This window comes from uncultured Pseudomonas sp. (assembly GCF_943846705.1).
In the GTDB taxonomy this organism is placed as follows: Bacteria; Pseudomonadota; Gammaproteobacteria; order Pseudomonadales; family Pseudomonadaceae; genus Aquipseudomonas.
Genome location: NZ_OX044366.1, coordinates 2,645,072 through 2,666,466, shown reverse-complemented (window position 1 = coordinate 2,666,466; position 21,395 = coordinate 2,645,072). Strand labels below are relative to the sequence as shown.

Genomic DNA, 21,395 nt, shown 5'->3' with positions numbered 1-21,395 from the left:
CGCCACCGCTACTCCATCTCCCCACACAGCTGCGCCGCGCGTAACAGCGCGGCCGTCAGGCTGTGGCGCTCCCACTCCTCCAGCCCGGCAAAGCGTGCGACGAACTCGGGTGGCAGCAAGCTCGGTGCCTGCTGCACCAGCGCCAGACCTGGCTCGCTGAGCAGCAACCACTGCTTGCGACGATCCTGGTCATCACGTTGACGCTGTAGCAGCCCGCGCTCCTCCAGACGGTCGAGCATGCCGGACAAGGTCGCCGCCGTCAGGCTGACGCGGCCACTCAGGTCACTGGCCGTCAGCCGCTTCTCCCCTGCCAGCACCTGCAAAATCAGCAGGTGCATAGGCGTCAGCCCGCCAAACTTGCTGACACGCTTGGCATGCACCTCACCGGCTTGCTGCAAGCGCCGCAGCGCCTGAAACAGCGGCAACTCAAAAGCAGAAACAGATGACAAATCTATTTCAATAGAAACCTTTTTACCTGGCATATAGGCCTTCATAAGCATCTTTAAACTTTGACATCAAAGCATTTTTTTGTTCTCCTGTAAAAGGTTCGGCAGCCCCGAACCACTCCCCAACGGCAATACCGGTAAGGAAAATTATGTGCGGAATAGCTGGAGAACTACGCTTTGATCAACGACCGGCCGACCTGGCCGCAGTCGAGCGGATCACCCATCACCTAGCCCCGCGCGGTCCCGATGCGCACGGCTTCCACAGTCAAGGGCCGATTGCCCTTGGCCATCGTCGGCTGAAGATCATGGATCTCGCCGAGGCCTCAGGCCAACCGATGATCGACAGTGATCTGGGCCTGTCCATGGTGTTCAACGGCGCCATCTACAACTACCCGGAACTGCGTGACGAGCTGAAAGCCCTGGGTTATCGCTTTTTCTCCGGTGGTGACACCGAAGTGCTGCTCAAGGGCTATCACGCCTGGGGCAAGGACCTGCTGCCCAAGCTCAATGGCATGTTCGCTTTTGCGATCTGGGAACGTGACACCCAGCAGCTGTTTATTGCCCGCGACCGCCTCGGGGTAAAGCCGCTGTACCTGTCACGCACCGGCCAGCGTGTACGTTTTGCTTCCAGCCTGCCGGCGCTGATGGCCGGTGGCGATATTGGCAAGACGCTCGACCCCATCGCGCTCAATCATTACCTCAACTTCCATGCCGTGGTGCCCGCGCCGCGCACCCTGCTGGCAGGCGTGGAGAAGCTGCCACCGGCCACCTGGATGCGCATCGACGCCCAGGGCAACTGCGAGCAGCAAACCTGGTGGAACCTGGAGTTCGGCCCGCAGCGCGATGAAATCAGCTTTGGTCTGGATGAGTGGAAAGAGCGAGTGCTCGACGGCATGCGTGAGGCGGTGTCGATCCGTCAGCGCGCCGCGGTGGATGTCGGCGTGCTGCTGTCCGGCGGGGTCGATTCGAGCATGCTGGTCGGCCTGCTGCGTGAAGCCGGGGTGGAAAACCTCTCGACCTTCTCCATCGGTTTCCAGGATGCCGGCGGCGAGCGCGGCGACGAGTTTCAGTACTCCGACCTGATCGCCGAACGCTTCAATACCCAGCATCACCAGCTGCGCATCGGTGAGCACGAGATTCTCGAACAGCTGCCTGCGGCCTTCCGGGCGATGAGCGAGCCGATGGTCAGCCACGACTGCATCGCCTTCTACCTGCTGTCGCGCGAAGTGGCCAAGCACTGCAAGGTGGTGCAAAGCGGCCAGGGTGCCGATGAACTGTTCGCCGGCTATCACTGGTACCCGCAGGTGGATCAAGCTGATGATGCGTTTGCCGCCTACCGCGCCGCGTTCTTTGACCGTGACTACGACGAATACACCGCCTGCGTACAGCCGGCCTGGCTCACCGGTGATGCCGCCGGGGACTTCGTCCGTGAGCACTTCGCTCAACCTGGCGCCATTGCGGCAGTCGACAAGGCACTACGCCTCGACAGCACGGTGATGCTGGTCGATGACCCGGTCAAGCGAGTCGACAACATGACCATGGCCTGGGGCCTGGAGGCGCGCACGCCGTTCCTCGACTACCGCCTGGCCGAGCTTTCTGCACGGATTCCAGGGCGCTTCAAGCTGCCCGATGGCGGCAAGCATGTGCTCAAGGAAGCCGCGCGCCAGGTTATCCCCAGCGAAGTGATTGATCGGCCCAAAGGCTACTTCCCGGTGCCCGGCCTCAAGCATCTGGAAGGTGCCACCCTCGGTTGGGTACGTGACCTGCTGCTGGACCCCAGCCAGGATCGCGGCCTCTTCAACCCGGCCATGCTCGACCGCCTGCTGACGGACCCGCATGGCCAGCTGACACCGCTGCGCGGCTCCAAGTTGTGGCAGATGGCCGCGCTCAATCTGTGGCTGAACGAACACGGCCTGTAAGGCTGCTCGTTCGCCCGTTTCTCTGAACACCCTGGCCTGTCCGGGGTACGCAGACAGCAAAGGATGCCTCCAATGCGTGCCACTGCCTTTAACCAACGCCTGCTACGCGGTCAGACACCGTCTTACGAACGCCTGCAGGCGCGCTTCGCCGAAGAACCCGACAGCGAAATGGGCCAGCCCAGAGCGCTGCACTGTGGCTGGGGGCGCCTGCTGATCGGTCACACCTACCCGGACCCCGCAGCCCTGGCCGGCGACCTGCTGACCGAAAAGCCTGGCGAACGCGACATTGCACTGTATGTCGCTGCCCCCCACCAGGTACTGGCACAGGCTCCGCAGCAGCTATTTCTCGATCCCTCCGACACCCTGCGCCTGTGGTTTAGCGACTATCGCCAGGCACGCCGTAGCTTTCGTGGCTTCCGCATACGCCGCGCGCACAATGCTGACGATTGGCAGGCAATCAACACCCTGTACCAGTTGCGCGGCATGCTGCCGATCGACCCCAGCAAACTCACCCCACGCCACTTGGGTGGCCCGGTGTATTGGCTGGCCGAGGATGAAGACAGCGGCGCGGTGATCGGCAGCGTGATGGGCCTCAACCACCATAAAGCCTACAAAGACCCGGATAACGGCAGCAGCCTGTGGTGCCTGGCAGTCGACCCGCGCTGCAGCCGGCCCGGGGTCGGTGAGGTGCTGGTACGCCACCTGATCGAGCACTTTATGAGCCGTGGTTTGAGCAGCCTGGATTTGTCCGTGTTGCATGACAACGAGCAGGCTAAAGGCTTGTACGCCAAGCTCGGCTTTCGCGAGTTGCAAACCTTCAGCATCAAGCGCAAGAACGGCATCAACGAAGCGCTGTTTATCGGCCCCGGCCCACACACGCCGATGAATCCCTACGCGCGGATCATCGTTGATGAAGCCCTGCGCCGGGGGATCGAGGTGCAGGTGGACGACGCCGACGCGGGCTTGTTTACCCTCAACCACGGCGGCCGACGCATCCGCTGCCGCGAGTCACTGACCGATCTCACCAGCGCCGTGAGCATGACCCTCTGTCAGGACAAACGCCTGACCCACCGCGTCCTGGCCCAAGCTGGCCTGCGTCTGCCAGCCCAGCGTTTGGCCGGGAACGCCGAAGAGAACGCGGCATTCCTTGCCGAACATGCCAGCGTGGTGGTCAAGCCGGTGGACGGTGAGCAGGGTCAAGGCGTGGCGGTAGACCTGCGCACGTCACTCGACGTGCAGGACGCCATCGAACGCGCCAGCACCTTCGACAGCCGCGTGCTGCTGGAGAGCTTTCATCAAGGCTGCGACTTGCGCATTCTGGTGATCGGCTTTGCCGTGGTGGCCGCCGCCATCCGCCGTCCCGCGGAAGTAGTCGGCGATGGCCAGCACAGCATCGGTGAGCTGATTGATGCCCAAAGCCGCCGCCGACAAGCTGCCACCGAAGGTGAAAGCCGCATCCCCAAGGACGCCGAGACCCTGCGCACCCTGCATGCGGCCGGGGTTGATTACGACAGCGTACTGCCAGCTGGCCAGCGCCTGGCGGTGCGCAAGACCGCCAACCTGCACACCGGCGGCAGCCTTGAGGATGTCACCGACATCCTCCATCCGGTGCTGGCCGATGCAGCGGTAAAAGCCGCGCGCGCCCTGGACATCCCGGTGGTTGGTCTCGACCTGCTGGTGCCGGCTGCCGATCAACCCGACTACGTGTTTATCGAAGCCAACGAGCGTGCCGGGCTGGCCAATCATCAGCCACAACCCACCGCAGAACGCTTTATCGACCTGCTGTTTCCACTTAGCCAGGTGGATTGAAGCCTCATCAGCACCGCGATAGGCGGCGTACTCCGGGTCACTCCGGTTTGCGCCAAGGCTTATCGGCGGCCAGCAGCACTGTGCAGGGTGGATAACCCGTCATCCACCCCTATGAGAGCACTGGCCGCCCAGACAATTTTCGCAAGGAGACTTTGTATGCAGCAACTTCCCGAACCCGACCTCGCCTACCTGCAGAAGGTTCTGTTGGAAATGCTCGCCATTCCCAGCCCCACCGGCTTTACCGACACCATCGTGCGCTACGTAGCCGAGCGCCTGGAAGAGATCGGCATCCCTTTCGAGATGACCCGCCGCGGCACCATTCGCGGCACCCTCAAGGGCAAGCAGAGCAGCCCTGACCGCGCCGTATCGGCACACCTCGACACCATTGGCGCAATCGTCCGCGAACTGCAGGACAACGGGCGCCTGGGCCTGGCCGCCGTCGGCTGCTGGTCCAGCCGCTTTGCCGAGGGCAGCCGCGTCAGCGTATTTACCGATAACGGCGTAATTCGCGGCAGTGTGCTACCGCTGATGGCCTCTGGACACGCCTTCAACACCGCCGTGGATCAACTGCCAATCAGTTGGGACCATGTCGAACTGCGCCTGGACGCCTACTGCAGCACCCGCGCCGACTGCGAGTCGCTGGGTATCTCGGTGGGTGACTTCGTCGCCTTCGACCCCCTGCCAGAATTTACCGAAAGCGGTCACATAAGCTCTCGCCACCTGGACGACAAAGCCGGTGTCGCCGCCCTGCTCGCTGCACTAAAAGCCATTAAAGAAAGTGGCATTGAGCCGGAAATCGACTGCCATCCACTGTTCACCATCACCGAGGAAGTCGGCTCTGGAGCCGCAGCCGCCCTGCCCTGGGATGTCAGCGAGTTCGTCGGTATCGATATCGCCCCGGTCGCGCCGGGCCAACAGTCCAGCGAACACACCGTCAGCGTGGCCATGCAGGATTCCGGCGGGCCGTACGACTATCACCTGTCGCGACAACTGCTGCGCCTGGCCGAGGAAAACGAGGTGCCGGTACGCCGCGACCTGTTCCGCTACTACCACAGCGACGCGCAATCAGCGGTTACCGCCGGGCACGATATCCGCACCGCCCTGCTGGCCTTCGGCTGCGACGCGACCCATGGCTATGAACGCACGCACATCGACAGCCTCAAGGCGCTCAGCCGTCTGCTCGCCGCCTACCTGCTCAGCCCACCGGTATTTGCCAGTGATGCCCAACCGGCGCAAGGCTCGCTAGATCGCTTTAGCCACCAACTGGAGCACGATGCACAGATGGAAAGTGATACCCGTTTGCCAACTGTCGACAGCCTGTGGCGAGCACGCGACAAGGACGCTTGAAGGGCCACGCGCATCCGGGCAAAGTGACGGCATGATGCGGGGCCGGATCAGGCCTCAGATAATAATAATGAGGTCGATGAATGCCGCGGATATGGCTAGCGGTGCTGCTCCTCTGGCTCTGTGGGCCGGCGTGGGCGCTGCTGCCTGCAACGCTGGACAGCACCGACCTGCGCTTGCCCTTGGGGCCTTCGATGGCCTACCTGGAAGACCCCCGAGGGCAACTGAGCATCCAGCAGGTCGGCGCCTTGGCCGACGCGCGCTTTACCCCGGTAGAGGGGCCACACGCCAACCTCGGCAAGAATGATTCAGTCTGGTGGTTCAAAGTACAGCTGCACAACCGCCTGACGCAAAACCTGCCTGGCTACCTAGAAGTCAACTACCCGCTGCTCGATCACCTGCAGGTGTTTGTAGGCACAGGCGACAACCAATGGCAGATGCAGGAAAGCGGCGACCGCTACGCCTTCTCCCAACGGCCGGTGCAAGTGCGCAACTTCTGGTTCCCGCTAGAGCTGGCACCCGGCGCAAGCACCGTACTGATCCGCGTCGAAAGCACCAGCACAATTTTTATTCCACTGTTCTTCAGCACTTACCAAGCCAGTGCCGCCGCCCAGGAAAACCTCATGGGCATCAACGGTGCGTTCTACGGTGTGCTGTTTGCGATGTTCTGCTACAACCTGTTTCTGTTTATCTCGCTGCGCGAATCGGCCTATTTTTGGTACCTGGTATACAACCTGAATATTGGCCTGTTTGCCGCTAGCTTCGACGGCATGCTGTTCAAACTCTTGCCCGAACACGTCGGCCTGCAGTCGGTGAGCATCTACATCCTGATGTACATCCACTGCCTGACGGCGACCCAGTTCAGCCGCCACTTCCTGCACACCGCGCAATACTTCCCACGCTTGGATCTTGCTCTACGGCTATTCATGTTGTTGGTGGGCGGCTGCCTGGTGTCAGCGCCGTTAGTGGGCTTTCAGGCCTGGAACATCCTGGCCAGCCTGACCGTACTGGCGGTGTCGTTGGTGCTGCTGCTGTGCGGGGCCTATGTGTGGCGCCAGGGGCTGCGCTACGGTTCTTATTACATCCTGGCCTGGGGCATCCTGCTGGCCTCGTTCATCATCGCCACCTCAGGCTCGCTAGGTATCGAACTGTTTGGTTTGTATGGCGCCACGGTGGTGAAAATCGGCGTAACCGTTGAGCTGATCACCCTGTCCATCGGCTTGGCCGACCGCATCAATATGCTCAAGGAGGAAGGCTTCCAGTCGCGCCGCGCCGCCGAGCAGGCAGAAATCGAAAACCAGGCCAAGAGCCGCTTCCTGGCCAAGATGAGCCACGAGATCCGCACCCCATTAAATGGCGTACTGGGCATGCTGCAACTGCTTAAGGAAACCTCACTGGACCGCAGCCAGAGCTTTTATGTCGACACCATTTCCAGCTCCGGTAGCTCGTTGATGGCGGTGATCAACGACATTCTCGACTACGCGCGTATCGAGTCCGGCAAGCTCAGCCTGGAGCACATCGAGTTCGACCTGGAAGAGTTGATTTCCGACACCCTTAGCTTATTCACCGGGCAAGCACTGGATAAACGCCTGCGCCTCTACGTCAGCCTGGAAAACGGCGTACCACGGCGTATGCAAGGCGACCCTACCCGGCTCAAACAGGTGCTGATGAACTTGTTGAGCAATGCCCTTAAGTTCACCGCCGAAGGCCATGTGGCGCTGAATGTGTGCCTGCGTAATGACTCCCAAGGCAACCCGCATCTGGTGTTCGCCATCAGCGACAGCGGCATCGGCATCAGCGACCAGGTGCTGACTCGCTTGTTCGAGTCCTTTGCCCAGGGCGACTCCAGCACCACCCGCCGCTACGGTGGCAGCGGCCTGGGCCTGTCGATTAGCAAAGAGCTGGTGGAAATGATGGGCGGCCGTATCGAGGTGCAGAGCACGCCAGGGCAAGGCACGCGCTTCGCCTTCGATATTCCGCAAGTCGACGAGCCGCTGCCAGCCGACCCGCTGTACGAACTGCTCAAGGGCCGCACGGCCCTGCTCGCCTCCCTCGACGGCCTCGGCCTGGATGCAGTGAGTCGCCTGCTCGGCCGCTGGGGCATGCGCACCGAGCGCTGCCAGAACCCTGAGAAGCTGCTCGGCTATCTGGCGGACTTCAGCGCAGCGCCGTTATTGGTCGTGATGACGCCCTGGCCGGGAAGCACTCAGCACTGGCTGGAATCGCTGCGCCCGCAGCTGCAGCCGGGACAACGCGTGCTCTTGCTTTGCGCCCCAGAGCAATGCCAGCAACTGCCCAGCGCCGCCGGCTTGCGCCTACTGGGGCTGCCGCAGCCGCTGGCGCTCAATGCACTGCGCAGTGCGCTGCAGGAGCTCTATGAAGAACCGCCCATTGCCGAGTTTCAACCGCCAGCCAAACCCCACTGCAACGGCGCTGTCGCGCCATGCATTCTGGTGGCCGAAGACAATCCAGTGAACCAGCTGGTGGTGCAGGGCTTTCTGAAGAAGCGCGGCTACAACATCCGTCTGGTGCCCAACGGCCTGGCTGCGCTCAACGAATACCAGCGCGACCCGAGCGCCACACAGTTGATCCTGATGGACTGCGAAATGCCGGAGATGGATGGCTTTGAAGCCACCCGACAAATCCGCCGCTTGGAGCGCCAATACAACCTGCCCGAAGTGCCGATCATCGCCCTTACCGCGCACATTCTTGATGAGCACCGCCAGCACGGGGTCGAATCCGGCATGAATGACTTCCTCGGCAAACCACTGGACAGCAGCACGCTCTACCACACCTTGGAAATCTACCTGCAGCCAGTCGGCTAAACGCACCCCAAACATGGCCAGCCAGACCTGCGCACGTTAGCATCGCCGCTGCGCTCTGGAGACCATACCGTGCTGATCCCTTATCACCTGCTCGAAGCTGACACCCTGACTCACCTGATCGAAGATTTCGTCACCCGCGACGGCACCGACAACGGCGACGAAACCCCACTGCACACGCGTATCGAGCGCGTGCGCCACGCCTTAAGCAAAGGTCAGGCGGTGATTGTTTTCGATGCAGAAAGCCAGCAATGCCAGCTGGCACTGAAACGCGATGTACCCAAGGAGTGGCTGGAAGCGTTGGAGCAATAGCCGGGCTGACAACTCAGATAATCCTGCGCTAGCCGCGCAGGCCGCCCTCACGTTCCCACGCACAGCGCACGCGCAACTCACCTTCTTGCGGGCTATGAAAGCCGTTATCTGACTCCCAACGAAAGGTGTGCGTGCCGTTCAGTTCGGTCTCTAGATGCACCACTGCACTGGCCCAATACAGACGCTTAAGCAGCGCTTCGAACTGTTGAATCCACAGGCTCCACTCATACTCCACAGTACGGTAGCTGGCTCCGAAGTGGATCACCTGGGTCTGGTACAAGCCATCGCCCGGCTGTTCGCAACAGGCGAACATCTCTCGTCCAAGCAAGCTCCAGGCATCGCCCGCCGGCAGGTCGGCAAGCACCTGCTGATTGATTTCACGGCGCAAACGGCTTTCTGCCGGACTGTCCGACGGCCAGTCACGGATACAACCATAAACGATGGACTCGGACTCCACGCGGGCACTCCAGCAAATCAAGGCTGCCTTCTATCACAGCCGCAAAGGCCAAGGAAGGAACGCGGGCTAATTAAGCGTCATCGCACCAAAAACAACGCTCAGCTGACCTTAGCTAGAGGCACGTACTGAGCCGCGCCCAAGCACCCAGGCCAGCAGCGTCATAACCAGTGCAAGGGCCGTCAGCACCATAAACGGTAGTTGATAATTACCCGCCAGATCCCGCGCCAAACCCGTCAACACGGGCGTTAAACAAGCCAGGCTGTAGCCCATGCACAGCATCATCGCGGTCCAACGACTGACTGCCAGAGGCGATGCAGCCTCATACAGCGGCAACACCAATGACAAGGCAAAGGAGCCGCCCAGACCGAAACCGATAGTCACCGCCCACAACTCAGGCAGCACGGTGGGCTGAAAGGTGATCATCATCAAACTGATCGACGCCAACAGCCCGCAGCCCATCAGCAGCGCGTAGCGGTTCTGAAAGCGCTGCGCCAACCAAGGCAACAGGAACGAGCTGGGCAAACCCATCAGCATCGACACACTGAACAGGCTGTTACTGTGGATCAGACTCAAGCCCGCCTCGTGATAACGCGCAACCGCCCAGGTAGCGAGGGCATAGAACAACCCGGCCTGAAGGGCAAAGAATCCACTGATCAGCCAGGCGCGCGGTTGCCGCCAGGGTAAGCCGCCTGCCACTTCAGTGTCGGCCTCAATCCGATTGGGCAGGCACAGCCACAACATCAAGCCCACTAAGGCCGGCACCGCCCAAACGGCCAAGCCCCAAGTCCAGTCGCCACCCAACACCTGCGTAGCCGGCACTGTCAGCACCGCACCAGCGGCGCCGCCAATCGCCATACTCAGTGAGTACCAGCCGACGACACTGCCCATGCGCCCGGCAAAATAGCGTTTGATAAAACCTGAAAGTAACGGCCCAGCGACCGCAATCCCGGCCCCCAAGAGCACCGCACTGCCAATCAGAATCACACTGCTGTGAGCCATTACACGCAGCACTAGCGCCAGCACAATCAGCGCCATGCAGAAGGCGATCGTGCGTTCAAGGCCCAGGCGTATCGCCAAGCGTGGCGCGAAAGGTGCCAACAGGCCCATGCACAACACCGGTAGCGCAGTGGTAAGGCTGATCAGGCTGCGGCTGAGGGCCAGCTCTGTGGCAATTCGCTCGATCAGTGGAGCCAGAGAGGTGATGCCGGGCCGCAAGTTAATTGCCGCCAGAACAAGGGCCAGCAACAGCAAGGCCCGGGGGAAAGGTTTCACAGAAAATCCATCAGTTTCGCGGCCATGCCGACATGACCGCAAACCTTAGAGCGCCAGCCCAACGCAAACAAGCCCGAACGGCAATAAAGCTGACCGTTAAATCAGCAATGCATGATCACTTACTGCGCGGCGCGCGCATTTTATCGGCCATAGTGCTCATTTCGTTGTACAGCAACTGCGGGTTCTTCTGCTTCAACGCCCAAGCCATGCGGCCCTGCTCATGGGGCAGAATCATAAACTCACCTTTAGCGATCTCTTGGTAAATGTAATCGGCAATATCCGCAGCACTGATCGGCGAACTTTCCAGTAATTTCCCGACCTGCGCCTTCATCGCCGGCGTCGGGCCGCGGAAGGAGTCCAGCAGGTTGGTCTGGAAGAACGAGGGGCACACCACATGCACGCCAACCTCGTGCATCTTCAACTCGATCAACAGGCTTTCCGAAAGCGCCACCACACCCGCCTTGGCCACGTTGTAGTTGCTCATCGCCGGGCCCTGCATCAAGGCCGCCATGGAAGCGATGTTGACGATTTTGCCTTTGCTTTTTTCCAGCAGTGGTAAGAAGGCCTTACAGCCCTTAACCACGCCCATCAGGTTGATCGCGATCTGCCAGTCCCAATCTTCCAGCGACAGCTCACTGAAAAAACCGCCCGAGGCAACACCGGCGTTATTAACGATCACATCAATACCGCCGAGCTTCTCCTCACAGGCCTGAGCAAACGCAGTCAATTGGCTGTAATCACGTACATCACAACGCTGGGTGAAACCATCACCGCCAGCCTCACGCACCATCTGCAGCGTTTCTGCCAGGCCCGGTTCATTGACATCAGAAAGCGCCAACTGCCAGCCCTCGCGCGCCCAGCGCAGGGCAATCTCACGCCCCAAACCCGAACCTGCGCCGGTGATCATTATGCGATTTTGCATAGAAAAGCTGCCTTTGCTGCTGTGATTGATGGGCCGAGTGTAGCTGGGGAAATTGTCCAGCCCGCATACCATCAGCAATCTGAATAAGGCAGCCTAAGCTCAACTCACGGACGTCACCCCGAAGCAAAACAAAAAGCAAAAAGCTGCGCGCATAAAAAAGCCGGTAGTTCACCGGCTTTCTTGCTCATGACAACTTAGCGCGTTAGTTGGTACTTAACTTAGCGCGATTCTTTGCCAAGGTTGCTTCGCCTATCCCTTTAACTTCCAGCAACTCATCCACCGAAGCAAAGTCACCGTGTTCCTCACGATAAGCCACAATGGCCTGCGCCTTAACCGCACCAATACCCAACAACTCACGCTGTAAAGTGGCAGCATCGGCAGTATTGAGATTAATCTTGCTGACAGTGGCGACTTCAAAGCTCTGTGCTTCAGCGCCAGCGGGGCTGGACACCTCCGCAGCCGAGACCGTGAGCGAGAAAGAAGCCAGCAAAGCAAACAGCAGAGAAGCTATTTTAGCGTTCAGCATGTGCGCGTCCTTCCGTAGTTTTATAGAAACGCGTGGGACATCCCGCTCCACGCTTTCTCAAAACTAGACGCTGTTACACAACTGTCAAACCACTCAGACAGAAATTTTTTACTTTGCGACTCATGACGCTTTCAAACAGCATCCACGTGCTGCATGAGCAGGAGCATAACTCGATTGCAGCCCGCGAATTCGGGGAAGCCTCCATCGCCAACAGCAACTATGAACCGTCATTGAACGTTGTCACGGCCGATCTTGCAAATTGAACACAAGGTATCTGTGAGTATTTCGTTATGGCTCTATTCGGCGCTGCTGATGAATCCAGTCGACAATTTCGCCTTCGGGCTTGTAGCCACTCACCGTCTCGCGCAATAGCTGACGCACGCGATCATAATCATCGCGCTCAACGGCATCCAGCAACTCAGTCAAGCGGACCTTGAACACGTCCCAAGGCAGGTGCTCTTCATTGGCCCGCATGATCATCGGATGCTCAGTCGGGCTGACGTTGTCACCAATCAGCAACTCTTCATAGAGTTTCTCGCCTGGACGCAGACCACTAAACTCGATGGCAATATCACCGTGAGGCGCTCTATCAGAACGCACGCTCAAGCCACTGAGATGGATCATCTTTTCCGCCAGCTCAGCAATTTTGACCGGCTCGCCCATATCCAGCACGAACACATCACCACCTTCCCCCATGGCACCCGCCTGGATCACCAACTGCGCCGCTTCCGGGATAGTCATAAAGTAACGGGTGATATTGGGATGGGTGACCGTAACCGGCCCACCTTTACGAATCTGCTCGTGGAACAGCGGGATTACCGAGCCGGATGAGCCCAACACATTGCCAAAACGCACCATGGTGAAGCGCGTCTTGTTTAACTGGCGTAGCGCCTTGTCATCATCGAACAATACGGGCGCAGCCTCGCGGCTAAGCGCCTGCAGCACCATCTCGGCTAAACGCTTAGTGCTGCCCATAACATTGGTGGGCCGCACGGCTTTGTCAGTGGAGATCAGGACAAAATTGCTCACCCCTGCCCTGATCGCCGCCTGCGCGGTGTTCAGCGTACCCACTAGGTTATTCAGCACGCCTTCGGCAATGTTGTGCTCGACCATCGGCACATGCTTATAGGCGGCAGCGTGATAGACGGTATCCACCTTCCAGGTTTGCATCACGTCCAGTAACCGACCGGCATTGCGAATCGAGCCAAGAATCGGCACCAAGCGAAGCGGCAACGACTCACGCTTGATACGCGCCTGCAGCTCACTGTGAATACTGTAAAGGTTGAATTCACTGTGCTCGAACAACAGCAGCGTTGCGGGCTCGTTAAGCATTATCTGCCGGCACAACTCCGCGCCAATCGAGCCGCCAGCGCCAGTGACCGCCACCACCTGTCCACGAATACACCGCTCAAACAATACCTGCTCCGGCGGCACCGCATCGCGCCCGAGCAAGTCGGCGATATCGACTTCCTGCACATCCTCGACCTTAACTCGGCCGCTGGCTAAATCCATAAAGCCGGGAATGCTGCGCACATGCAGGGGATATTTTTCTAGGGCTTCAAGAATTTCACGCCTGCGCGAGCGTGATGCGGAAGGCAGCGCCAACAAAATTTCATTGGCACCGGTTTCGTTGATCATCTGCTGGATGTGTTTAGAGGTGTAAACCCGTAGCCCGGCAATGCTGCGATTGGCGATACCTGAGTCATCATCAATAAAGGCCACCGGGCGCATAGCACGCCCAAGCCGCAAGGCCGCAATAAGTTGGTTACCCGCAGCGCCTGCGCCATAAATAGCCACTTTCGGCAAACCGCGCTCACTTCCTTGCAGCCTGCTCGGTTGCTCGGCGGAAAACCAATCTCCCATAAAATACTGGCGCATCAACAAGCGCAGCCCACCGAGCAACACCAGGCTCAGCCACCAATAGTTGAGCACCATCGAGCGCGGCACGAGCTTGGGTGCTCCCTGATACCAATACACTGCCAGCGCCAGTATTAACGCCGACAGCGTAACGGCCTTGCCAATGGCCAGCAGTGCATCGTTACCGAAATAGCGCATCACGGCGCGGTACATGCCGAAGCGGACAAACAGCGGTATAGCGATGACCGGTGCCAACGCAAATAACCAAGCATGCCCAGCCAAGGGCTCGACAGCCTTGCTATCACCCAGACGCACCACAAAGGCCAACCAAAGCGCACTCCAGACAAGCACCACATCCATGGCGACCTGAATCAGCCGCTTCTGACGTCGTGGCAAACTCACCAGACGACTGCGCAACTTTTCAGCAAGTCTTAACACAACACGCCCTCAACTTCTCAAACTGGACAAGAACCAATGACTACATCCTATGCTGCGATGAATGGCCAAGCGCAGCTATATAACCAATCAGAGTCGATAAACAGCCAAAGAAAGAGCACTTAACGCGACTCCAACTCGCCCGCCTTGTACTTCACCGCCAAGCCAATCAGCGGAGCATAGGCGATGACCAGACCAACTAAACCATCCAGCCCACCCCAACCAACCCAAAGCGCAATGGGCAGCAGCCAGAACAGATTAAGCGCTGCAACCGCCAGCGTCACCGGCAAGTGCCGGCCAAACCGCCGCGACGCATACTGATATGCATGACTTCGATGAGCCTCATAGACCTTATCGCCACGCATCAAACGGCGCAGCAAGGTGAAGGTGGCATCGACGATAAACACCCCAAGCAGGATCAACCAACTCCATAAAAACTGCGGCGCGACCCAAGCCGCCTGCAACGACAGCACGCCCAGGGTGATACCTAGAAAGCCACTACCCGCATCGCCCATAAAAATCCGCGCCGGTGGAAAGTTCCAAAAAAGAAACCCCGCAACAGCTGCAGCCAAAAGCAAAGGCGCAACGAACTCCGTAGGTTGGCTTGAGCCGGCGATACCCAACAAGGCTCCACCCAAACAAACACAAATCGCCTCGACACTGGCAATCCCGTCGATGCCGTCCATAAAGTTGTACAGATTGAGCAGCCAAACCAGATACACCGCAGCCAGCACATGACCTACCCAACCCAGAACAAGGCTGAAACCCAAAGCATCAATTGGTGGTAGACCGTTCAGCCAGAACAATGCCCAGATAGCCGCCGCAAAATGCCCGAGCAAACGCCAGCGGGCGGCAATATGACCATGGTCATCGAGAAAACCCAGTACCGCAATACTGCCACCTGAGCCCAACAATGCCCATGCCAGAGGCCAAGCAATCAAGCCCATAGCAGCCAGTAAGGGCAGAGCCAACAGAAAGCTCACAACTATCGCCACGCCACCACCACGCGGAGTAGGCACCGTGTGCGAGCTACGGGCATTAGGTATATCGATCAAGCTGCGAACTAAGGCATACCGACGCAAGGCGCCAGTCATAAAAAGCGCAACGCCGACCACTGCCGGCAATAACCACCAGATACTCATTTGCTTTGCTGTTCCAGAAAATGCTTGGCCGTCTTACGCAACGCCTCATCGACGCTGACAGGCGGTGTCCAGTTGAGTAGCTCACGGGTTTTACTGATATCGACTTGCAGGGAGCCGCACAGCCTTTGGGCAAGCGCTTGCTTACCCAACATTGCCGCACCCACCTCAATCAGCCGACTAGGCACCGGCAATAATCGGGCTGGCTTGCCCAAGGCAGTACCCATTCTGCGCAACAACTCGGTAGTCGAAAGATCCTCACCATCACTGATCAGAAAGGTCTGATTCGCGGCGGCTGGATGATCAATGCAGGTCACGATCAGATCGACCAAATTATCCAGGGCAACCAGGCTGCGCCGGTTATCTATCGCCCCAAAAGGCAACGGCACACCCTTGTTCAACCAACACATCATGCTCAGAAAGTTAGCTTTCACCCCCGGCCCATAAACCAGCACAGGCCGGATAATCACTACTTCCATCCCAGTTTCATCTGCCAATGCGCGCAAACCCTGTTCGGCTTCCATCTTGGAAATACCGTACGGGTCCACCGGCAGCGGTTGAGTATCGGCGCAATAGGGAACCCCTAGCGGCGCGCCCTCACCGTTGACCTTAATTGAGCTGATAAAGATAAAACGGCGCACACCCGAATCTGCAGCCTGGCGAGCAAGGTTCAACGTGCCCTCAACGTTTACCTTGCGAAACTCGGCAAATGGGTCGAACGACTCATCGTGCATGACATGGACGCGAGCAGCACTGTGAATAACCGCCTCAACCCCGTCGAGTGCAAGTTCCCAGCCTGTATTGGAGTCGAGTCCAGCCACGAACAGGTGCCTAACGCCGCGTGGAACACTCATCGTCTCAGCTCTCGAACAGACGAGTACCTGCATACCATCCCTGCAAAGACGGTTAAGTACGGATCGTCCGACAAACCCAGTACCACCAGTCAATAGCACTTTCTTCAGCATGGTTTGCCGTCCCTGCGAGTGGCCTGACGAAACAAACTCACCAGAATCGAGAAGAGTTTTCCCTTGGAGAAATGCTCTTCATAGTAATGTTTACCTAACGCCCCCATCGCTTCGCGCTGCGGCGAGTTCATGAGCGCCATCTGCTCGACAATACTTGCGAACGCCTGACGATCACCTGAAGAGCAGGCAAGACCGGCACCAGCCTCCTCAATGACACGGGCCGCTTCTCCATCGATCATTCCCAGGATCGGCTTACCGGAAGCCAAGTAGGCCTGTACCTTGCCGGGGATGGTTTTTTCGAATACTTCGTTAGTTTTCAGTGAGACCAACAATGCATCTGCCGTCGCAAAAAGAGGAGGCATGGTGTCGAGAGGATGGCGTCCCAACAGAAACACATTGTCCAATCCCCGTTTGGCGACCTGCTGCTCTAGCCACTCACTCATTCTGCCGTCGCCCACGATCACCCAACGTATGGTCAACTTACCGCGCAAAGCCTCGGCAACATCGAGAATGGCGGGAAAATCCTGCGCCTCACCCAAGTTGCCGGCAAACAGAATGGTAAAAGACTGCGGATCACGTTTGATCAGAGGCGATCCTTTTGCCGGAAAACTAGAAAAGCCATCTTCGGCCCAGCTTGGGAAATACACGAGGCGCTCGGGAGGCATCTCCCGCGTACAGTACTTCGTCACACTGGAGCTAAAAGCTTTCGATTGGAGGAGCAAATAGTCGGCCCTGTTATAGATCCAGGACACCCCTTTACCCACTAGAGCGAGCAGGCGTGCATTGCTCAATACTCCAACCGCCTTTAATGTCTCGGGCCACAGATCCAAAATCCAGATAAACACAGGCACCCGCTTAAACTTGCCGATCACCAACGCGGGAATAGCCGACATGATCGGCGATACCGCATAGACAAAAATCGCGTCGAATTCTTCTCCGCGCAACTTCCAACAGCCCAACACAGAACCGCTAACGAAGAACGACACGTAGTTCAGGATGAGAGTGAGGCTGCGTTTACCACGCGCAATGAACGGCACTCGTACAACCTTTGCACCACAATACTCGGCGTACTGATCAGGCGACCGGCGGTAATCCTCAAATACGCGCCCTTCCGGATAATTGGGCAAGCCAGTCAATACCGTGACTTCGTGGCCACGCTGAACCAATCCCTCAGCAAGATCATTGACTCGCATGTTCTCTGGCCAGAAATACTGGCTAACGATCAGAACCTTCAACTTTTGCTCAGGCATATAAAGGCTCAGTTACTCTGTTTCCATACAGTACGCATCACATAATCACGATAACTGTGCACGATGCGCACTACCTTGTCGGCCACGTTGGGCATGCTGTAGTCGCCAACCAGGCGCAGACTTCGCTCTTCACCACGGGCTTGGCTTTCCAGAATCTGCAGCGCCTGCATAACACGCTCGACCTCTAGGCCGACCATCATTACCGCGGCCTCTTCCATACCTTCCGGGCGCTCATGAGCCTCACGGATATTCAATGCCGGAAAGTTGAGGATCGAGGACTCCTCGTTAATGGTGCCACTGTCCGACAGCACCGCTTTAGCAGTGAGTTGCAGCTTGTTGTAGTCCTTAAACCCTAGCGGTTTGAGCAGGCGAACGTTTTCATGAAACTGCACACCCATAGCATCCACGCGCTTTTGTGTACGTGGATGGGTGGAGATAATCACCGGATAGCCGTAATGCGCAGCCACGGTATTGAGTACATCGACCAACTTGAGGAAGTTCTGGTCGGAATCGATATTTTCTTCGCGGTGGGCACTGACTACAAAGAACTTCCCTGCTTCCAGCCCCAAGCGCGCGAGTACATCCGAGGCCTCGATGCCATCACGATAGTGGTTCAGCACCTCAAACATCGGGCTACCGGTCTTGATCACCATCTCTGGTGGCAGACCCTCACGCAGTAGATAATCACGCGCAATAGTGCTGTAGGTCAGATTAATATCAGCGGTGTGATCGACGATCCGGCGGTTAACTTCTTCTGGCACGCGCATATCGAAGCAGCGGTTGCCAGCTTCCATATGAAAAATCGGGATCTTGCGACGCTTGGCTGGAATTACCGCCATACAACTGTTGGTATCGCCCAACACCAACAAGGCCTCGGGTTGCACCTCAGCCAGCACACGATCCACAGAAATGATTACATTACCGATAGTCTCGGCACCTGATGCGCCAGCAGAATTAAGAAAGTGATCCGGTTTACGAATACCCAGATCATCAAAAAAAATCTGGTTCAGTTCATAGTCGTAATTCTGACCGGTATGCACCAGCACATGCTCACAATGCTCATCCAGCTTGGCCATGACCCGCGACAAGCGAATAATTTCCGGGCGAGTGCCGACCACGGTGACAATTTTAAGCTTTTTCATTGCAAATCCTTGTTCAAAGCGACTTAGGCTTCGGTGCCGACCGGACGAGTGAAGGTGTCTGGATGCTCACGGTCGAAAATCTCGTTAGCCCAGAGCATCACAATCATTTCTTCATCGCCAACATTGGTGATGTCATGGGTCCAGCCGGGTACTGTTTCGACGATTTCCGGTTGCTCACCATCGGTGAACAATTCATAAAACTCGCCCGATACAATTTGGCGAAAACGAAAACAGGCCTTGCCTTTGATGACCAGAAACTTTTCGGTCTTGGAGTGATGGTAATGTCCACCACGGGTGATACCAGGATGAGCGGTAAAGTATGAGAACTGCCCGGAGTCTTTAGTCTTAAGCATTTCCACGAACACGCCACGCTGATCGCCGTACTTTGGCACTTCATAGGTGAAGCGCTCGGGTGGCAGATAACTAAGGTAAGTGGAATACAAAGCCCTCACCAACCCAGTACCAACTGGCTCGGTGATCATCGACGCACGACTGTCGCGGAAGGTGTGAAGTTGCTTAGCCAGTTCGCCAACGGTAATGCTGTACTCAGGCGAGACATTTAAGAGGGATTGACCAATCTGCTTACCCTCCATTAGGGCAATGAAACACTCAATTACATCGTCAATGTACACAAGGCTAATGCGGGCCTGCGGATCATTGATCTGTAACGGCAAATCACGCGCAACGTTGTAGCAAAAAGTCGCAACCACCGAGTTGTAGTTGGGGCGCGCCCATTTGCCAAATACATTCGGCAGCCGAAATAGATGGACCGGCGAACCCTGCTGGGTAGCCAGCGCTTGAAGGGCTTCTTCAGCACCACGCTTGCTAATCCCATAGGGATTGTTGCGTTCCGCCTGAATGGATGAGGTATACAGCAACGGAGTCTGGCGACCACTGGACACAATCGCATCACAGAGCGCATGAGTCAGATCTGTATTTCCGCGCTTGAATTCATCAGGATCCTCAGGGCGATTGACCCCTGCCAAGTGGAAAACGAAATCTGCTTCAGCCACCAATGCCGGTAACATAGACATTGAGTCATCGCGAGTGAAGCGCAGCACCTCAACGTCGTTGCGCTCGCCAAGGTGAGCCTGCAGGTTTTTTCCGACAAAACCATCAGCCCCCGTGATTAGCACTTTCATCGCTTATTCCTCAGCAGCAGCGTGTTCGCCACGCTGAATGGCGCGTATAAAATCCAACTTAAGGAGCAAGCGCTGCATACCCTCAACATCCAAACGCTCAGTGTTATGGGAGTTGTAATCTTCTGTGCGGGAAATCTTCTCCTCGCCCTGCTCCACAAACTTAGAGTAATTCAGGTCTCGTAGGTCTGGTGGCACACGGAAGTACTCACCCCGGTCCTCGGCACAGGCCATTTCTTCGCGACTAAGCAATGCCTCGTAGAGCTTCTCACCATGCCGAGTACCAATCACTTGAATTGGATGTTCAGGCTTACCAACCAGTGCAGTCAGCGCCTTGGCCAAAACTTCCACTGTAGCGGCCGGGGCCTTCTGTACGAACATATCGCCATTATTGCCATGCTCGAAGGCGTACTGCACCAAATCTACAGCATCGGCCAGCGTCATCATAAAACGGGTCATGTTAGGGTCGGTCAGGGTCAACGGTGTTCCCGCACGAATCTGCTCGACAAACAGTGGGATCACCGATCCACGAGACGCCATGACATTACCGTAACGAGTACCGCAGATAACCGTTTTACTGTCATCGACGTTACGCGACTTTGCCACCATAACTTTCTCCATCATCGCCTTGGAAATACCCATCGCATTGATTGGGTAAACGGCCTTGTCCGTACTTAGGCAGACGACTCGCTTAACTTCGTTCTGAATCGCAGCCTCGAGCACATTTTCAGTCCCAAGCACGTTAGTCTTGACCGCCTCCATAGGATGGAACTCACAAGACGGCACTTGCTTGAGCGCAGCTGCATGAAAGATGTAATCAACACCACGAGTGGCATTCAAAATGCTCTGATAATCGCGAACATCGCCGATGTAAAATTTAAGCTTCGTACTGGCATAGCGCTTACGCATGTCATCTTGTTTTTTCTCGTCACGGCTAAAAATACGGACTTCGCCAATATCAGCACCTAGGAAACGGTTAAGAACAGCATTACCAAATGAACCAGTACCGCCGGTAATTAAAAGCACCTTACCTTTAAAGCTCATACACCCTCACAAACACTTATATTTTTCTTGACAGCACAATAGTATTTAATTTTACGCCGAGAATACTTACGAAAACATACTAATTAAAATAAAAAACATCAATACAAGAACCTCAAAGCAGACTGCACAAGTGGGCACCCTTGCAAAAAATGACCCTCTCGAAAAGCACCCGCCCCAGAGTCGATAGCCATAAAAAATTTTTGACAAGCCATGCAATTGTGGCCATCAGCGCTATTAACATCAAGCAGATCAACGCAATAAATATACTCAGCACTCCATACAAGACCAAACACAACGCTAAACCAGGGCTTTCCAGCTATTTCAACTGGATCGGAGTTCAGTTCTTCAATGGTCTGGCGGCCTTGGTTGATCTGGATATCAAGGTCGCAGTGTACGACCCAGCATGTGCATCTTATTCATCGCGCGGGCAGCCAAGCTGCTCCGGCTGCCCGCGCCCAACGTTAAAGCCTGACTTCAACTGTCAAGACTAATAACCAAAAGCTGCACGCTTAACTGCGTCACATCCTCGAACGCCTGACTAAAACCAACAGCGTAGAAAATTACGAAGCGTTGCCGACATGGAAGTGCAGAAAAA

Annotated in this window: 18 protein-coding genes; 6 read left to right on the top strand and 12 right to left on the bottom strand. The window is 57.0% G+C overall.

All coding sequences use genetic code 11. From position 1 onward, the window contains the following. Window positions 1-8: 8 nt before the first annotated feature. Window positions 9-482, bottom strand: coding sequence for a MarR family winged helix-turn-helix transcriptional regulator (locus Q0V31_RS12525; RefSeq protein WP_298188109.1), 474 nt, complete (start codon window positions 480-482; stop codon window positions 9-11). A 113-nt stretch (window positions 483-595) separates the two neighbouring features. Here Q0V31_RS12525 and Q0V31_RS12520 point away from each other — a divergent pair, with 113 nt between their 5' ends. From Q0V31_RS12520 to Q0V31_RS12500, 5 genes are all read left to right on the top strand, one after another. Beyond that, window positions 596-2,365: an N-acetylglutaminylglutamine amidotransferase gene (locus Q0V31_RS12520; protein ID WP_298188108.1), complete on the top strand. Its 1,770-nt coding sequence runs from the start codon at window positions 596-598 to the stop codon at window positions 2,363-2,365. A 72-nt stretch (window positions 2,366-2,437) separates the two neighbouring features. Then, on the top strand, window positions 2,438-4,174 hold the full coding sequence (gene ngg / locus Q0V31_RS12515) for an N-acetylglutaminylglutamine synthetase (protein ID WP_298188107.1): 1,737 nt from the start codon (window positions 2,438-2,440) through the stop codon (window positions 4,172-4,174). Window positions 4,175-4,330: 156 nt separating this feature from the next. Then, window positions 4,331-5,521, top strand: a complete 1,191-nt coding sequence (locus Q0V31_RS12510; RefSeq protein WP_298188106.1) for an osmoprotectant NAGGN system M42 family peptidase — start codon at window positions 4,331-4,333, stop codon at window positions 5,519-5,521. Between the two features lie 80 nt (window positions 5,522-5,601). Further along, window positions 5,602-8,343, top strand: a complete 2,742-nt coding sequence (locus Q0V31_RS12505) for a hybrid sensor histidine kinase/response regulator (protein ID WP_298188105.1) — start codon at window positions 5,602-5,604, stop codon at window positions 8,341-8,343. A 69-nt stretch (window positions 8,344-8,412) separates the two neighbouring features. Next, on the top strand, window positions 8,413-8,652 hold the full coding sequence (locus Q0V31_RS12500) for a YheU family protein (protein ID WP_298188104.1): 240 nt from the start codon (window positions 8,413-8,415) through the stop codon (window positions 8,650-8,652). A 28-nt stretch (window positions 8,653-8,680) separates the two neighbouring features. Here Q0V31_RS12500 and Q0V31_RS12495 read toward each other — a convergent pair whose 3' ends face one another. The 11 genes from Q0V31_RS12495 to Q0V31_RS12445 all read right to left on the bottom strand — a co-directional run bounded on the left by Q0V31_RS12495 (window position 8,681) and on the right by Q0V31_RS12445 (window position 20,800). After that, window positions 8,681-9,109, bottom strand: coding sequence for a hypothetical protein (locus Q0V31_RS12495; RefSeq protein WP_298188103.1), 429 nt, complete (start codon window positions 9,107-9,109; stop codon window positions 8,681-8,683). A gap of 108 nt (window positions 9,110-9,217) precedes the next feature. Continuing rightward, the gene (locus Q0V31_RS12490; protein ID WP_298188102.1) at window positions 9,218-10,381 is read right to left on the bottom strand and encodes an MFS transporter; all 1,164 of its coding nucleotides are present in this window, start codon (window positions 10,379-10,381) and stop codon (window positions 9,218-9,220) included. Between the two features lie 115 nt (window positions 10,382-10,496). Continuing rightward, a complete protein-coding gene (locus Q0V31_RS12485) occupies window positions 10,497-11,303 on the bottom strand; it encodes an SDR family oxidoreductase (protein WP_298188101.1) in 807 nt (268 codons plus the stop codon). A 202-nt stretch (window positions 11,304-11,505) separates the two neighbouring features. Continuing rightward, window positions 11,506-11,829: a helix-hairpin-helix domain-containing protein gene (locus Q0V31_RS12480; protein WP_298188100.1), complete on the bottom strand. Its 324-nt coding sequence runs from the start codon at window positions 11,827-11,829 to the stop codon at window positions 11,506-11,508. Window positions 11,830-12,117: 288 nt separating this feature from the next. Then, complete coding sequence (locus Q0V31_RS12475; RefSeq protein ID WP_298188099.1) at window positions 12,118-14,124, bottom strand: nucleoside-diphosphate sugar epimerase/dehydratase; 2,007 nt, start codon at window positions 14,122-14,124, stop codon at window positions 12,118-12,120. 119 nt (window positions 14,125-14,243) lie between these two features. Further along, complete coding sequence (locus tag Q0V31_RS12470) at window positions 14,244-15,263, bottom strand: glycosyltransferase family 4 protein (RefSeq protein ID WP_298188098.1); 1,020 nt, start codon at window positions 15,261-15,263, stop codon at window positions 14,244-14,246. Then, window positions 15,260-16,225, bottom strand: coding sequence for an SDR family oxidoreductase (locus Q0V31_RS12465; protein WP_298188097.1), 966 nt, complete (start codon window positions 16,223-16,225; stop codon window positions 15,260-15,262). Before Q0V31_RS12465 ends, Q0V31_RS12470 begins: the two co-directional genes overlap by 4 nt. Next, on the bottom strand, window positions 16,219-17,475 hold the full coding sequence (locus tag Q0V31_RS12460) for a glycosyltransferase family 4 protein (RefSeq protein ID WP_298188096.1): 1,257 nt from the start codon (window positions 17,473-17,475) through the stop codon (window positions 16,219-16,221). Before Q0V31_RS12460 ends, Q0V31_RS12465 begins: the two co-directional genes overlap by 7 nt. An 8-nt stretch (window positions 17,476-17,483) precedes the next feature. Continuing rightward, window positions 17,484-18,617 (bottom strand): non-hydrolyzing UDP-N-acetylglucosamine 2-epimerase, encoded by a 1,134-nt coding sequence (wecB, locus tag Q0V31_RS12455; RefSeq protein ID WP_298188095.1) that lies wholly within the window; start codon window positions 18,615-18,617, stop codon window positions 17,484-17,486. Window positions 18,618-18,640: 23 nt separating this feature from the next. Next, the gene (locus Q0V31_RS12450; RefSeq protein ID WP_298188094.1) at window positions 18,641-19,759 is read right to left on the bottom strand and encodes a capsular polysaccharide biosynthesis protein CapF; all 1,119 of its coding nucleotides are present in this window, start codon (window positions 19,757-19,759) and stop codon (window positions 18,641-18,643) included. 3 nt (window positions 19,760-19,762) lie between these two features. Next, the gene (locus Q0V31_RS12445; RefSeq protein ID WP_298188093.1) at window positions 19,763-20,800 is read right to left on the bottom strand and encodes a polysaccharide biosynthesis protein; all 1,038 of its coding nucleotides are present in this window, start codon (window positions 20,798-20,800) and stop codon (window positions 19,763-19,765) included. A gap of 140 nt (window positions 20,801-20,940) precedes the next feature. On the opposite strand from Q0V31_RS12445, the gene Q0V31_RS12440 reads away from it, so the two are divergent. Further along, window positions 20,941-21,291, top strand: coding sequence for a hypothetical protein (locus tag Q0V31_RS12440; RefSeq protein ID WP_298188092.1), 351 nt, complete (start codon window positions 20,941-20,943; stop codon window positions 21,289-21,291). The last annotated feature ends 104 nt before the right edge of the window (window positions 21,292-21,395 follow it).

Coding starts and splice junctions, on each gene's coding strand:
- Q0V31_RS12460 (WP_298188096.1), bottom strand. CDS start 17,475: ATGCCTGAGCAAAAGTTGAAGGTTCTGATCGTTAGCCAGTATTTCTGG.
- Q0V31_RS12510 (WP_298188106.1), top strand. CDS start 4,331: ATGCAGCAACTTCCCGAACCCGACCTCGCCTACCTGCAGAAGGTTCTG.
- Q0V31_RS12445 (WP_298188093.1), bottom strand. CDS start 20,800: ATGAGCTTTAAAGGTAAGGTGCTTTTAATTACCGGCGGTACTGGTTCA.
- wecB (WP_298188095.1), bottom strand. CDS start 18,617: ATGAAAAAGCTTAAAATTGTCACCGTGGTCGGCACTCGCCCGGAAATT.
- ngg (WP_298188107.1), top strand. CDS start 2,438: ATGCGTGCCACTGCCTTTAACCAACGCCTGCTACGCGGTCAGACACCG.
- Q0V31_RS12450 (WP_298188094.1), bottom strand. CDS start 19,759: ATGAAAGTGCTAATCACGGGGGCTGATGGTTTTGTCGGAAAAAACCTG.
- Q0V31_RS12480 (WP_298188100.1), bottom strand. CDS start 11,829: ATGCTGAACGCTAAAATAGCTTCTCTGCTGTTTGCTTTGCTGGCTTCT.
- Q0V31_RS12525 (WP_298188109.1), bottom strand. CDS start 482: ATGCCAGGTAAAAAGGTTTCTATTGAAATAGATTTGTCATCTGTTTCT.
- Q0V31_RS12505 (WP_298188105.1), top strand. CDS start 5,602: ATGCCGCGGATATGGCTAGCGGTGCTGCTCCTCTGGCTCTGTGGGCCG.
- Q0V31_RS12465 (WP_298188097.1), bottom strand. CDS start 16,225: ATGCTGAAGAAAGTGCTATTGACTGGTGGTACTGGGTTTGTCGGACGA.
- Q0V31_RS12520 (WP_298188108.1), top strand. CDS start 596: ATGTGCGGAATAGCTGGAGAACTACGCTTTGATCAACGACCGGCCGAC.
- Q0V31_RS12485 (WP_298188101.1), bottom strand. CDS start 11,303: ATGCAAAATCGCATAATGATCACCGGCGCAGGTTCGGGTTTGGGGCGT.
- Q0V31_RS12470 (WP_298188098.1), bottom strand. CDS start 15,263: ATGAGTATCTGGTGGTTATTGCCGGCAGTGGTCGGCGTTGCGCTTTTT.